The organism is Streptomyces aurantiaciflavus, assembly GCF_049808595.1.
GTDB lineage: Bacteria > Actinomycetota > Actinomycetes > Streptomycetales > Streptomycetaceae > Streptomyces.
Window position 1 is genome coordinate 202,982 of the sequence record NZ_JBNCAQ010000005.1, and the last position, 13,991, is coordinate 216,972.

Sequence of the window (13,991 nt, forward strand, 5' to 3'; positions counted from 1 at the left end):
TCGGTCCCCGTGAGTCTCTCCGCGCGTTTTCTGAACGCGTTCAGAAAGACCGGGTCGTGCTCGCACTGTATGCGGGCGCGCGGTCTCCTGTGACGGGAGTTTCCGGAAGTTGTCCGAACAGAGATCGGGTTTTGGGGATTGTTGGGCGATGTGGCGACGGACTCAGACCCAGGTGTCCAGCCACATCCGCGACCGCCAGTCGTCGATCGGGATCGACGTCCCCGTGTACAGCGGCCAGAAGTAGATGAAGTTCCACGCGATCAGCAGCACCAGCACGCCCGCGCCCGTCGCCCCCGCCACACGCCGGGTGTCGCTCGACCCCGGCCGGCCGACGATCGCCCCGATCATCATCGCCACCGCCAGACACAGGAACGGCAGGAAGACGACGGCGTAGAAGAGGAAGATCGTGCGCTCCTGGTACAGGAACCACGGCAGATAGCCGGCCGCGATACCGCAGGCGATCGCGCCCGCGCGCCAGTCGCGGCGCAGCAGCCAGCGCCACAGCACGAACAGGATCGCGAAGCAGGCCGCCCACCACAGCACCGGCGTACCGATCGCCAGGACCTCCCGCGCGCACTTCTCGCCCGCGTCCACCGGGCAGCCGTCCTTGCCGGGCGCCGGGGACTCGTAGAAGTACGAGACCGGGCGGCCCAGCACGATCCAGCTCCACGGGTTCGACTGGTACGTGTGCGGCGAGGTGAGGTGGGTGTGGAACTCGAACACCTCGTGCTCGTAGTGCCACAGGCTGCGCCACCAGTCCGGGAACAGCCACGTCCAGGCGCCGCCCTTGCCGTCGGTGGCCGCCCAGTTGCGGTAGTAGCCGCCCGAGCCGTTGTCGGCGGACAGGATCCAGCCCGTCCACGACACGACGTAGGTGACGAGCGCCACCGGGACGGTGGCCAGGAACGCCAGACCCGTGTCACGCCTCAGCACCGCCCGGTACGGATGCCGCGCCCCGGCCACCCTGCGCGAGCCGACGTCCCACAGCACCGCCATCACACAGAACGCGACCATGATGTAGAGGCCGTTCCACTTCGTGCCGATGGCCAGGCCCAGCATCAGGCCCGCCGCCCAGCGCCAGGGGCGCCACCCGAGGCGGGTCGTCTCGGCGACGTGCGCGTCCGGGCGGTGGCGGCCGTCCGCGTCCGGCGGCAGCGCCGCCGCGAGCCGTTGCCGCGCCTTGTCCCGGTCGATCACCAGACAGCCGAACGTCGCCAGCACGAAGAACATCAGCACCCCGTCGAGCAGCGAGGTGCGGCTCATCACGAAGTGCAGCCCGTCGACCGCCATCAGCGCGCCCGCCAGACAGCCCAGGAACGTCGAGCGGAAGACACGACGGCCGATCCGGCACAGCATGAGGACGGACAGCGTCCCCAGCAGCGCCGTCATGAACCGCCAGCCGAACGGATCGAACCCGAACATCAGCTCGCCCAGCCCGATCACGTACTTCCCGACCGGTGGATGCACCACGTACGCGGCGTCCGTCGGGACGGGGACATGACCGCCCGAGGAGAGGATGAGATCGTTGGCGTTCTTGTCCCAGTTGACCTCGAAACCGCGGTGGACGAGCGCCCACGCGTCCTTCGCGTAGTACGTCTCGTCGAATATCACCGCCTTCGGGCTGCCCAGGTTCCAGAACCGCAGCACCCCCGCCACCAGCGTGATCAGCAGCGGGCCGCCCCAGCCCGACCAGCGCGCGACGCGGTCCGCCAGGGTGGGAGGCACGCCGAGCGCCTGCCACAGGCGCGGGCTCGGCTCGGCGTACGGCGGCACCAGCCGCTCACGGACGTCGCTGCCCGGCTCCGCCGCATAGCCGAAACGGCGCAGCCGCTGCCGCCACGCCGGCCGCTGGTCCCGCGGCGCGTGGTCCTGCCGGTAGTCCGTGGAGTCCGTGGAGGACGCGGTACTGGTCACCGCGCCATCGTAGGGAACCCGCCTGTGCGAGTCCCGTGTCTCTCCCCCTGCGAGGATGGAAACGTGACAGCCACACCCGGAACCCTGGTCCTTGCAGGCACCCCCATCGGGGACATCGCGGACGCCCCGCCCCGGCTCGCCGAGGAACTGGCCGGCGCGGACGTCGTCGCCGCCGAGGACACGCGTCGCCTGCGCCGGCTGACGCAGGCGCTGGGCGTGACACCCAAGGGGCGCGTCGTGTCGTACTTCGAGGGCAACGAGTCCGCCCGCACGCCCGAACTCGTCGAGGACCTGCTCGGCGGCGCGCGCGTGCTGCTCGTCACCGACGCCGGGATGCCGTCCGTGTCCGACCCCGGATACCGGCTGGTCGCCGCGGCCGTCGAGAAGGAGATCCGGGTCACCGCCGTCCCCGGCCCGTCCGCCGTCCTCACGGCCCTCGCCCTGTCCGGGCTGCCCGTCGACCGCTTCTGCTTCGAGGGATTCCTGCCCCGCAAGGCGGGGGAGCGGCTGTCGCGGCTGCGGGACGTGGCGGAGGAACGCCGCACCCTCGTGTACTTCGAGGCCCCGCACCGGCTCGACGACACCCTCGCCGCCATGGCCGAGGTGTTCGGCGCCGAACGGCGGGCCGCCGTCTGCCGGGAGCTCACCAAGACGTACGAGGAGATCAAGCGCGGGCCGCTCGGAGAGCTGGCCGCCTGGGCGGCGGAGGGCGTGCGCGGCGAGATCACCGTCGTGGTGGCCGGGGCGCCCGAGCGGGGGCCCGAGGAGCTCGACGCGGAGGAACTCGTGCGGCGCGTGCGCGTGCGCGAGGAGGCCGGCGAGCGCCGCAAGGAGGCCATCGCGGCGGTGGCCGCGGAGGCGGGGGTGCCCAAGCGGGAGGTGTTTGACGCAGTGGTCGCCGCGAAGAACTCGGGGCGTGTGGGATGAGGGGTGCGCCTGCGGTCGCGCGCCCCTGACCAGGGAGGACGTCCCCTCTGAGCGGGGCGCGTCTCCCCTGAGCGCGCGCCCCATGGCCGGGCAAAACGCCCTTCGCGGAAGGCAAAGCCCCGGCCCCTCACCCGGGCCCCTTCGGCAAGGAACGTCCAAATCGGACCCAACACTCGACAGGCCTGCTGCCTTCGTCCCGGCAGGGGAGTCCACTGGACTCAGGGACGCACCCGTCCCTCGCCCCCACTGGGTTCCGGGGGGAACCCGCGCGCCGGGGGCGTTTGTCCAGCGGACAAACGGGAGCTGGCATGAGTGACATCACAGGGCAGACCGGCCTGCGCACCTCGGCGATCCCCGTCGTGCACGAGTCGTACTCCTTCGCCTGCATGCGCTGCGGGCACGGCTGGGAGCAGTCGTACGAGATCGAGCACCACACGGACGCCGAGGGACACGAGTTCGTCCAGTACGTGGCGAACGGCCGGACAGTGCCGTCCCCGCTGAGCCGCCCCACGTGCCAGAACTGCGACGGGCACGTCGTGCGCATCATGCGGCCGGGGCAGGTCTCCTCGGTGCTCAGCGCGACCCGCGGGTCGCGGCACACGCCGGCGGCCGGGCCGGTGGAGGCGCCGGAGGCCGACGGGGAGCACGAGGTGCGGGAGGGGCGCGAGCCTCACGACGGGCGCCCCCAGGAGCACCACCACTGGCACCTGTCCGATCTGCTGCACCCCTTCCAGCGCAAGGCGAGCTGAGCCGGCCGGCGACCGGCAGGCGGCACGACCGCGGGGCATGCCCCTTTCGTAGGATCGGGGCATGCCTTCGAACGCCGACAAGAACGCGGCGCCGCCGCTCCCGACCCCGCTCCGGGTGCCGGTCGCCGACTCCCACACCCACCTCGACATGCAGTCCGGCACGGTGGAGGAGGGCCTCGCGAAAGCCGCGCAGGTCGGCGTGACGACGGTCGTCCAGGTCGGCTGCGACATCCGCGGCTCCCAGTGGGCGGCCGAGACGGCGGCCGCCCACGAGAGCGTCCACGCCACCGTCGCCCTGCACCCCAACGAGGCGCCGCGCATCGTCCACGGCGACCCCGACGGCTGGTCCCGGCAGGGCGCCCGCGAGCCGGGGGGCGCACAGGCGCTCGACGAGGCGCTCGCCGAAATCGACCGCCTGGCCGCGCTCCCCCACGTGAAGGGCGTCGGTGAGACGGGACTGGACTACTTCCGCACGGGCCCCGAGGGCAAGGAGGCGCAGGAGCTGTCCTTCCGCGCCCACATCGAGATCGCCAAGCGACACGGCAAGGCCCTCGTCATCCACGACCGCGACGCCCACGCCGACGTCCTGCGCGTTCTGAAGGAGGAGGGCGCCCCCGAGCGCACCGTCTTCCACTGCTACTCCGGCGACGCCGACATGGCCGAGATCTGCGCCCGCGCCGGATACTTCATGTCCTTCGCCGGCAACGTCACCTTCAAGAACGCCCAGAACCTGCGCGACGCCCTCACCGTCGCCCCCCTGGAACTGGTTCTGGTGGAGACCGACGCCCCCTTCCTCACCCCGGCGCCCTACCGCGGACGGCCCAACGCCCCGTACCTCGTCCCCGTCACGGTCCGTGCCATGGCCGCCGTCCGCGGCACCGACGAGGACACCCTGGCGACGGCCCTCGCCGCCAACACGGCCCGCGCGTTCGACTACTGACTCACCCGAACACGACTCTGAGTAGTCGCGTCGCTTTGGAGAGTGACGACCGCTCCGCTAGGTTCTGGGGGCCCGATCCGGACCCCTCCGGACCCAGGACCCCTGGAGCGTGTCGGCGTGAGCAACCCCTCCCATCCGTGGAACGCGCAGTACGCACAGAACCCCCACCACGACCCCCACGGCCACCCCGACCCCTACGGCCACGACCCGTACCCCGACGTGCACAGCGCGCAGACGCAGGCCTACGGCGTGTACGCGGCGCCCGAGGAACAGGGCACGCCCGGCGCCTACGAGATGCCCGGGGCGTACGAGGACACGTACCGGCCCGCCTACGAGACACCCGAAGCGACGCTCCCACGACAGGCGGGCTGGGGGGCGGGGAACCCCGAAGGCGCCGGGAGCGGGGGTGAGGCGTACGGCGCCGGCGCGTACGGCGTGCAGGGCGCCGCCGGTATCGACGGTCGCGACGGCGCGGCAGTCACGGCGAGCGCCGTCGGTGACGCGCGCACCCTGGTCGAGTGGGCGCCGACGCCTGTCGCGCACGCCGGGGCGAGGCGGCGGGCCGCGCGTCGGCGCAGAGCGCGCTTTGCCGAGCGCCCGGAATCCACCGTGCGCCGTCTGCTGCCACAGGCACTCGTCGTCGCCTTCCTCGCCGGCGGCACCACCTCCTTCGTCGCCGAGGACAAGGCGATCGAGCTGACCGTCGACGGCAAGCCGCGCACCCTGCACACCTTCGCCGACGACGTGACCGAACTGCTGGCGGAGCAGGGCGTGACAGTGGGGGAGCACGACCTGGTCGCGCCCGCCCCCGGCGCGGCGCTCGCCAGCGGCGACGAGATCGCGGTGCGCTACGGGCGCCCCGTACGGCTCACGCTGGACGGACACCAGCGCGAGGTGTGGACGACGGCGCGCACGGTGGAGGAAGCGCTCAAGCAGCTCGGGGTGCGTGCGGAGGGCGCGTACCTCTCCACCTCGCGCTCCCAGCGCATCGGACGCGCGGGGCTCGCGCTGGACGTACGCACCGAGCGCGCCCTGACGATCATGGCCGACGGTCGCTCCCGCACCGTCCGCACCAACGCGGCGACCGTGCGCGAGGCGGTCGAGGAAGCCGGCGTCACCCTGCGCGGCCAGGACACCACGTCCGTCCCGCCCGGCAGCTTCCCGCGCGACGGACAGACGGTCACCGTGCTGCGCATCACCGGCACCAGGGAGGTGCGCGAGGAGGCGATCCCGTTCCGGGTGCGGCGCACCGAGGACCCGTCCCTGTTCAAGGGCACGGAGGTCGTGGAACGCGCTGGTCAGCCCGGGCTGCGGCGGGTCACGTACTCCCTGCGCACCGTCAACGGCGTCCGCCAGCGGCCGAGGCGGCTCAGGACCGACATCGTCCGCGAGCCACGCGCCCAGGTGGTGAAGGTGGGCACGAAACCCCTGCCGCCCTCCAAGCGGGGCGTCGACGACCTCGACTGGCAGGGCCTCGCCGCCTGCGAGTCCGGCGGCCGCCCGAACGCGGTCGACCCGTCGGGCACCTACGGCGGCCTGTACCAGTTCGACACCGGCACCTGGCACAGCCTCGGCGGCAGCGGCCGCCCCCAGGACGCCTCGGCGGCGGAACAGACCCGCCGCGCGAAGAAGCTGTACATGCGCCAGGGCACGAGCCCCTGGCCGCACTGCGGGGAGCGACTGCAGGGCTGACGGGCCGTCCGCGGGCGTCACACCGCGGCGCGCCGGGCCGCCGCGCCCGGCGCACACCCGTACGGCAAGCGCCCCCACCGCACCCCCGTACCCTTGTCCCGTGAGCAGCCCCACCCCCGACGCCCTCCTGGGCCCCGCCGACATCCGTGAGCTGGCGGCGGCCCTCGGTGTGCGTCCCACCAAGCAGCGTGGTCAGAACTTCGTGATCGACGCGAACACGGTCCGCCGTATCGTCCGTACCGCGGAGGTACGGCCCGACGACGTGGTCGTGGAGGTCGGGCCAGGGCTCGGCTCCCTCACCCTCGCGCTGCTGGAGGTCGCCGACCGGGTCACGGCCGTCGAGATCGACGACGTGCTGGCGAGCGCGCTGCCCGCGACGATCACGGCGCGCATGCCGGAGCGCGCGGAGCGTTTCGCGCTGGTGCACTCCGACGCGATGCACGTGACCGCGCTGCCGGGCCCCGCTCCGACCGCGCTGGTGGCGAACCTGCCGTACAACGTCGCCGTGCCCGTGCTGCTGCACATGCTCGACACCTTCCCGAGCATCGAGCGCACCCTCGTGATGGTCCAGTCGGAGGTCGCCGACCGGCTCGCCGCCGCGCCCGGCTCGAAGGTGTACGGCGTGCCGTCCGTGAAGGCCAACTGGTACGCCGAGGTCAAGCGGGCCGGCGCCATCGGGCGCAACGTGTTCTGGCCGGCGCCGAACGTCGACAGCGGGCTCGTCTCACTGGTCCGCCGGGCCGAGCCGATCAAGACCACCGCCTCCAGGAGGGAGGTGTTCGCCGTCATCGACGCGGCGTTCGCGCAGCGCCGCAAGACCCTGCGGGCCGCGCTCGCCGGGTGGGCGGGGTCCGCGGCACGCGCCGAGGCGGCGCTCGTCGCGGCCGGCGTGTCCCCGCAGGCGCGCGGCGAGTCGCTGACCGTCGAGGAGTTCGCGCGGATCGCCGAGCAGCAGCGGAAGGATTCCGAGTGAGCGTCACCGTCCGCGTGCCCGCCAAGGTCAACGTCCAGCTCGCCGTGGGCGCCGCCCGCCCCGACGGCTTCCACGACCTGGCGAACGTCTTCCTGGCGGTCGGCCTGTACGACGAGGTCACGGTGACCCCCGCCGACGAACTCCGCGTCACCTGCGAGGGCCCGGACGCCGGCCAGGTCCCCCTGGACCGGACGAACCTCGCCGCGCGCGCCGCCATGGCGCTCGCCGAACGGTACGGCCGCACGCCCGACGTGCACCTCCACATCGCCAAGGACATCCCCGTCGCGGGCGGCATGGCGGGCGGCAGCGCGGACGGCGCCGGCGCGCTCCTAGCGTGCGACGCGCTGTGGGGCACGCGCGCGTGCCGCGACGAACTCCTCGACATCTGCGCGGAACTCGGCAGCGACGTGCCCTTCAGCCTGGTCGGCGGCGCAGCCCTCGGCACCGGGCGGGGCGAGAAACTGACGGCCCTGCAGGTCGGCGGCACCTTCCACTGGGTGTTCGCGATGGCCGGGCGGGGGCTGTCGACGCCGGCCGTGTTCCGGGAGTTCGACCGGCTCGCCGAGGGCCGCGACATCCCCGAGCCCGTCGCCTCCGAGGCACTCCTCGACGCCCTCGCCGAGGGCGACCCCGACGCGCTCGCGGCGGCCGTGTCCAACGACCTTCAGCCCGCCGCCCTGTCCCTCTTCCCCGAACTCGCGCACACGCTCGCCGCGGGGCGCGCGGCCGGAGCGCTCGCGACCCTCGTCTCGGGCTCGGGCCCGACCACCGCGTTCCTCGTCCGCGACCCCGCCTCCGCCGCGGAGGTCGCGGAGGCGCTGCGGAGGTCCGGAACCTGCCGGAGCGTCCGCACGGCGTCGGGGCCCGCGCCGGGGGCGACCGTGCTCGGCGACCGGCCGCGTCAGAGGGCGGACGCAGGCGGAGCGTGACCCCTGTATGCCGCCACGTGACGCGGTAAACACTCTTCGCGGGATCTCCACACGGAATTACTGCTCTCGCAGTACACGGGAGAAATCAGGTGCCTCTAGGGTCACTTGATGTTCAAAGCGCCGCGGGTGACGTACTGTCACGCGGCGCTTCCCCCGTGAACGACTGTGGAAGGCCACGTCCGTGTCCGAACCCCCCACCCCCTCCCACCGCAGGAAGAAGCCCCTCTCGCGCCGTGGCGTGATCGGGGCCGCCGGAGCCGTCGCCGCCGGGGCCGCCGTCACCCCGGCGGTCTTCGCCGCGACCGACTCGGACGACGCCGGATCCGGCTCCGGCGCCCCCTCGTCCGGCACGAGGACCGAGAGCTTCCCGGCCACCCGCACGGACGCGGCCACCGGCACCGGCCCGGCCACGGCCGCCTTCGCCGCGTCCTACGTGGGCGTCCGCTGGAGCGGCGCACGCGCCGGCGCGGGCATCCGTTTCACCGACGGCACGGCTTCCCCTGGCACCTGGCAGTCGCTGACCGGCGGCTGCGCGACTGTCGAGGACGGCGGTACGGCGCTGATCGCGGCCGGCGACGCCACGGCGTACGAGCTGAAGGCGCCGGCGGGCGCGAGCGGCGTGCGCGCCCTCGCGATCGACACGACCGACGGCCCCGCGCGCGGCTTCAAGGTCCCGTCCGAGCCCACGCGCGTGCGAGGCGTGCCGTATCTGCCGCGCCCGGCGTGGGGCGCCGACGAGTCGAAGCGCTACAAGGACGGCAAGGTCAACTCGCCCGAGCAGTACTACCCGTTGCAGTCGATCACGGTCCACCACACGGACACGCCGAACGACGACCCCGACCCCGCGGCGACCGTCCGGGGCATCTACGAGTACCACGCGGTCACCCTCGACTGGGGCGACATCGGCTACCACTTCCTCATCGACGAGGCGGGCACCGTCTACGAGGGCCGCTACTCCGGCGACGACGCCCTCCCCGCCTTCGACAAGGACGGCGACCTCGTCACCGCCTTCCACACCGCCGGCTACAACTCCGGCAACCTCGGCATCGCCTTCCTCGGCACCCTCACCGACCGGCCCCCGACGGACGCGGCCAAGAAGGCCCTGATCCGCCTGATCAAGGTGGTCGCCCGCTTCAAGGGCCTCGACCCCCAGGCCAAGATCACCTACGTCAACCCGGTCAACGGCGTCACGAAGGACGTGACGACGGTCTCCGGCCACCGTGACTGGCTGGACACCGAATGCCCCGGCCAGACGATGTACGACCTGCTCGACGAGGTCCGCGCGGCCACCCGCTGACCCGGGCGACGACCGTCCGCCGCCCCGGTGCCGACCGTCCGCCGACCCGGGTGACGACCGCCCGCCGACCCGGGCGGCCGCACGCTGACCTGCGGGGGATCGGTCACCGACCGGCGCACATTACGCTGGGAGGCTGACCGATCCCCCTGGGCAGGAGAGAAATGGCCGTCAACCTGGTCAATGTCGAGAACGTCAGCAAGGTGTACGGCACGCGTGCCCTGCTCGACGGAGTCTCCCTCGGCGTCTCCGAAGGGGACCGCATCGGCGTGGTGGGCCGCAACGGCGACGGCAAGACGACCCTGATCCGCATGCTCGCCAAGCTGGAGGACGCCGACACCGGGCGCGTCACCCACTCCGGGGGCCTGCGGCTCGGCGTGCTCACCCAGCACGACTCCCTCGACCCGGCGGCCACCGTCCGCCACGAGGTCATCCGGGACCTGGCCGACCACGAGTGGGCGGGCAACGCCAAGATCAGGGACGTCCTCACCGGCCTCTTCGGCGGCCTCGACCTCCCCGGCTTCCCCCAGGGGCTCGACACCGTCATCGGCCCCCTCTCCGGCGGCGAGCGGCGCCGTATCGCCCTCGCCAAGCTGCTCATCGAGGAACAGGACCTCATCGTCCTCGACGAGCCCACCAACCACCTCGACGTCGAAGGCATCGCCTGGCTCGCCCAGCACCTGCGCGAACGGCGCTCCGCGCTCGTGTGCGTGACGCACGACCGCTGGTTCCTCGACCAGGTCTGCACCCGCATGTGGGACGTGCAGCGCGGCACCGTCCACGAGTACGAGGGCGGCTACTCCGACTACGTCTTCGCGCGCGCGGAGCGTGAGCGGATCGCGGCCACGGAGGAGACCAAGCGGCAGAACCTCGTCCGCAAGGAGCTGGCCTGGCTGCGCCGGGGCGCCCCCGCGCGCACCTCCAAGCCGCGCTTCCGGGTCGAGGCCGCCAACGACCTCATCAAGGACGTGCCGCCGCCGCGCGACAGCAGCGAGCTGATGAAGTTCGCGTCCTCGCGGCTCGGCAAGACCGTCTTCGACCTCGAGGACGTCACCGTCCAGGCCGGCCCCAAGGTGCTCCTCAAGCACGTCACCTGGCAGCTCGGCCCCGGCGACCGCATCGGCCTCGTCGGCGTCAACGGCGCCGGCAAGACGTCCCTGTTGCGGGCCATGGCCGAGGCGGCCCGGACGCAGGGCGAGACCCAGCCGGCGGGCGGCCGCGTCGCCGTCGGCAAGACCGTCAAGCTCGCCTACCTCTCCCAGGAGGTCGTCGAACTCGACCCCGACTGGCGGGTGCTGGAAGCCGTCCAGCGCGTGCGGGAGCGCGTCGACCTCGGCAAGGGGCGCGAGATGACGGCCGGGCAGCTGTGCGAGACGTTCGGCTTCAGCAAGGAGAAGCAGTGGACTCCGGTCGGGGACCTGTCCGGCGGTGAGCGCCGCCGCCTGCAGCTCCTGCGGCTCCTGATGGACGAACCCAACGTCCTCTTCCTCGACGAGCCCACCAACGACCTCGACATCGAGACCCTCACCCAGCTCGAGGACCTCCTCGACGGCTGGCCCGGCTCGATGATCGTCATCTCCCACGACCGCTTCTTCGTCGAGCGCACGACCGACCGCGTCTTCGCCCTCCTCGGCGACGCCACCCTGCGGATGCTGCCGCGCGGCATCGACGAGTACCTGGAACGCCGCCACCGCATGGAGGAGGCCGTAGCGGCGGCCGCCGCGGCTCCGGCCGCCCCGAAGGCCGGACCGGAGAAGAGCGCCGCCGACCAGCGCGCCGCCAAGAAGGAACTCCAGAAGATCGAGCGCCAGTTGGACAAGATCTCCGAGAAGGAGACCAAACTCCACACCCAGATCGCCGACAACGCCACCGACTTCGAGAAGGTCGCCCGACTCGACGCCGAGCTGCGCGAGTTGGCCGGGGAGCGCGAGGAACTGGAACTGCGCTGGCTGGAGCTGGCGGAGGACGCGTAGGCAGAGCGCGTGCGGGCGGGGGTGCGTGCGGGCGGGGAAGTGCGCTGGTTGTGCGCGCCGTGAGCCGCGGCGCACCCCTCGCAGCCGGCGGCGCACGCACCCCCACCCCGCGTGCCAACCCGCCCCGCGCGCCCCAGCGGTAACGCGCATGCCTCAACCACGCGCCCCAGTGTCAGCGCGCACGCCCCAACCGCGCGCTCCCAGTGCCAGTGCGCACGCCCCAACCGCACGCCCCAGGGACAGCGCGCACGCCCCAACCACGCGCCTCACCCACCCAACCCCGCGTGCACGCCCCCAGCGCGCGCCCCAGTGCCAGCGTGCACGCCCCCACCGCGCGCCTCACTCGCAGGCTCGCGCAATCCACCCCGTGAGCCCCCCAGTTCAGCGCGCGCATCCCCACCGCGCGCCTCACCCCCGGCCACAGACACCCCCTGACCACCCCTGGCGCGAATCACTCCACCCACGCCCCCAACTCCCCGTACGCCCCGGCGCGAACGACTGCACCCGCGCCCTCGCCCAACACCCCCACCCCCCGCGCGCGATGACGGCGCGTGCGCTGCGTGAAGGGGGCGTGAAGGCGCATAACGACGGCATCACAGCGGTGTGCTCCCTTGGGAACAGCGGCCGATACGGGCCGGTGGGCTGTCGGTCCCGGGTGATAGAAAGAGCCGTCTGAGAACCGAATGAGAACGACTCTGGGTCCGTCACGAACCTCAGGGCGTGGCTAAAAATCAGTGAGCGAGGGGGACACGCTGATGACTCAGCCGCCCAACCAGCCGCCGCAGCAGGGCGGTTTCGGAGCACCACAGCAGCAGCCGCCGCAGGACCAGCCACCGCAGCCACCACACGCCCCGCAGCAGTCACAGGCCCCGCAGGCCCCGCAGGGCGGCGGTTTCGGCGCGCCGCAGATGCCGGCCCAGCCGCCGCAGGCCCCGCAGCCCGGCTACGGCCACCCGCAGCAACAGCCGCCGCAGCCCGGCCCGTACGCCCAGCCGGCCGGCCCTTACGGCGCCCCGGCCGCGCCGGGACCGTACGGCCCGCCGCAGCAGCCGGGCCCGTACGCCCAGCCGGGCGGCCCCTACGGGCAGCAGCCCGGTTACGGCTACCCGCCCCCGCCCGGAGCCCAGTTCCCGGGCGCCCCCGGCGCCCCGGCGCCCGGTTCGCGCAACCCCTTCAAGGGGAAGCCCGCCCTGGTCGTGGGGGCGGCGGTGGCGGCGCTGCTGGTGATCGGCGGGACGGTGTTCGCGGTCACGGGCGGCGGGGACGACGAGGACAGGAAGCCGGTCGCCCAGCAGAGCGACGACGACAAACCGGCGGCGAGCGACAGCCCCGTCAACCCCGGTGACGGCAGCGGCGACGGCGGTGAGGACCCGGAGGACTTCAACGCGGACCGCAAGGCCGGCGAGGCCAAGGTCCTCTGGTACAAGGAGGCGCCGGACGCGCCCGCCTCCGGCGCCGACGCCCCCGGCATGTGGATCACCGCCAAGACGGCGGTGAAGGCGGCCTACAAGGAGGTCGTCGCCTACAACGTCGGTGACGGCAGGCCCACCTGGGACACCATCGCGTTCCCGCAGAAGATCTGCGCGGTCACGCCGCAGAAGACCGCGGACGACAAGGTCGTCGTGGCGTACATGAGCGGCACCAGCGACCGCGCCGAGTGCAACCAGCTCCAGCAGATCGACCTCAACACCGGCGCCAAGGGCTGGAAGGGGACGGTCGACGAAGGCGAGCTGTTCGACAGCGCGCTCACCATCGAGCTGTCGCTCACGGGCAACACGCTGATGGTGGGCCGTTCACAGTCCGGCACGGCGTACGACGTCCGTACCGGCAAGAAGCTGTGGGACAAGAAGAAGTACGGCGAAGCCTGCTTCCCCACCGCCTTCGCGGGCGGCACCAAGCTGATCTCGGTGGCCTCCTGCGCCGCGACCGAGGCGAACGAGCACGACGAGGTGCAGGAGCTGGACCCGGCGACCGGCAAGGTGAAGTGGACCCAGAAGCTCGACAAGGGCTGGACGGTCTCGCGCGCCTACTCCGTCGACCCGCTGGTCATCTACAGCACCAACAAGGACAAGAACGCCTGGAACATCGCGGCGTTCAAGCCGGGCGGCGGTTTCCGTTCGCAGGTCGCCTTCGACGAGGACTTCGCGCCCGAGTGCGGCTGGGCCGTCCTGCAGCGCAACCTGACCGGCTGCGAGGGCACGGCCGCCGACGCCGGCACCCTGTACCTGCCGACGGAGGCGACCAGCGGCCCCAACGAGATCGTCGCGATCGACCTCGCCACCGGCAAGGAGAAGTGGCGCGTGAAGTCCCCGGCGGACGAGTCGATGCTGCCGGTGCGGATCGAGGGCGGCAACCTCGTCGCGTACGTCGAGCCGTCGTACGACGCGGCCGGCCGGGTCGTGTCGATCCCGGTCGCCGGCGCCGCGCACACCCCGAAGACGCTGCTGCAGCTGCCCGAGAGCACCGCCGACCTCGAGAACGGCTTCTACTCACGGGACGTGGCCTGGGTCGACGGCCGCTTCTACCTCTCCTCCACCCGGCTGACGGGCAACGACGACACGAAGGAGAAGCTGATGCTCGCCTACGGCAAGTGAGGCGGG

General features: G+C 72.6%; 10 protein-coding genes. 9 read left to right on the forward strand and 1 reads right to left on the reverse strand.

Annotated elements, in window-relative coordinates; all coding sequences use genetic code 11:
* Positions 1–162 precede the first annotated feature (162 nt).
* On the reverse strand, positions 163–1,914 hold the full coding sequence (locus ACPT94_RS07595; protein ID WP_425245468.1) for a dolichyl-phosphate-mannose--protein mannosyltransferase: 1,752 nt from the start codon (positions 1,912–1,914) through the stop codon (positions 163–165).
* A gap of 63 nt (positions 1,915–1,977) precedes the next feature.
* Between ACPT94_RS07595 and rsmI the strand changes: the two genes are divergently transcribed.
* The 9 genes from rsmI (at position 1,978) to ACPT94_RS07640 (ending at position 13,985) form a co-directional block, all read left to right on the forward strand.
* Positions 1,978–2,841 (forward strand): 16S rRNA (cytidine(1402)-2'-O)-methyltransferase, encoded by an 864-nt coding sequence (gene rsmI, locus ACPT94_RS07600; RefSeq protein ID WP_425245469.1) that lies wholly within the window; start codon positions 1,978–1,980, stop codon positions 2,839–2,841.
* Positions 2,842–3,149: 308 nt separating this feature from the next.
* The gene (locus ACPT94_RS07605; protein ID WP_360344612.1) at positions 3,150–3,590 is read left to right on the forward strand and encodes a hypothetical protein; all 441 of its coding nucleotides are present in this window, start codon (positions 3,150–3,152) and stop codon (positions 3,588–3,590) included.
* A 61-nt stretch (positions 3,591–3,651) separates the two neighbouring features.
* Positions 3,652–4,530: a TatD family hydrolase gene (locus tag ACPT94_RS07610; protein WP_425245470.1), complete on the forward strand. Its 879-nt coding sequence runs from the start codon at positions 3,652–3,654 to the stop codon at positions 4,528–4,530.
* Positions 4,531–4,647: 117 nt separating this feature from the next.
* Complete coding sequence (locus ACPT94_RS07615; RefSeq protein WP_425245471.1) at positions 4,648–6,222, forward strand: resuscitation-promoting factor; 1,575 nt, start codon at positions 4,648–4,650, stop codon at positions 6,220–6,222.
* Positions 6,223–6,322: 100 nt separating this feature from the next.
* Positions 6,323–7,195, forward strand: coding sequence for a 16S rRNA (adenine(1518)-N(6)/adenine(1519)-N(6))-dimethyltransferase RsmA (gene rsmA, locus ACPT94_RS07620; RefSeq protein WP_425245472.1), 873 nt, complete (start codon positions 6,323–6,325; stop codon positions 7,193–7,195).
* The gene (locus ACPT94_RS07625; RefSeq protein ID WP_425245473.1) at positions 7,192–8,124 is read left to right on the forward strand and encodes a 4-(cytidine 5'-diphospho)-2-C-methyl-D-erythritol kinase; all 933 of its coding nucleotides are present in this window, start codon (positions 7,192–7,194) and stop codon (positions 8,122–8,124) included. Before rsmA ends, ACPT94_RS07625 begins: the two co-directional genes overlap by 4 nt.
* Positions 8,125–8,305: 181 nt before the next feature.
* Positions 8,306–9,421 (forward strand): N-acetylmuramoyl-L-alanine amidase, encoded by a 1,116-nt coding sequence (locus ACPT94_RS07630; protein WP_425245474.1) that lies wholly within the window; start codon positions 8,306–8,308, stop codon positions 9,419–9,421.
* Positions 9,422–9,582: 161 nt separating this feature from the next.
* A complete protein-coding gene (locus ACPT94_RS07635) occupies positions 9,583–11,391 on the forward strand; it encodes an ABC-F family ATP-binding cassette domain-containing protein (RefSeq protein ID WP_425245475.1) in 1,809 nt (602 codons plus the stop codon).
* A gap of 755 nt (positions 11,392–12,146) precedes the next feature.
* Positions 12,147–13,985, forward strand: a complete 1,839-nt coding sequence (locus ACPT94_RS07640; protein ID WP_425245476.1) for an outer membrane protein assembly factor BamB family protein — start codon at positions 12,147–12,149, stop codon at positions 13,983–13,985.
* The last annotated feature ends 6 nt before the right edge of the window (positions 13,986–13,991 follow it).

Bases quoted from the DNA above. Each gene is read 5' to 3' on its own strand.
- ACPT94_RS07610 (WP_425245470.1), top strand. From the start codon at position 3,652: ATGCCTTCGAACGCCGACAAGAACGCGGCGCCGCCGCTCCCGACCCCG.
- ACPT94_RS07640 (WP_425245476.1), top strand. From the start codon at position 12,147: ATGACTCAGCCGCCCAACCAGCCGCCGCAGCAGGGCGGTTTCGGAGCA.
- ACPT94_RS07605 (WP_360344612.1), top strand. From the start codon at position 3,150: ATGAGTGACATCACAGGGCAGACCGGCCTGCGCACCTCGGCGATCCCC.
- ACPT94_RS07635 (WP_425245475.1), top strand. From the start codon at position 9,583: ATGGCCGTCAACCTGGTCAATGTCGAGAACGTCAGCAAGGTGTACGGC.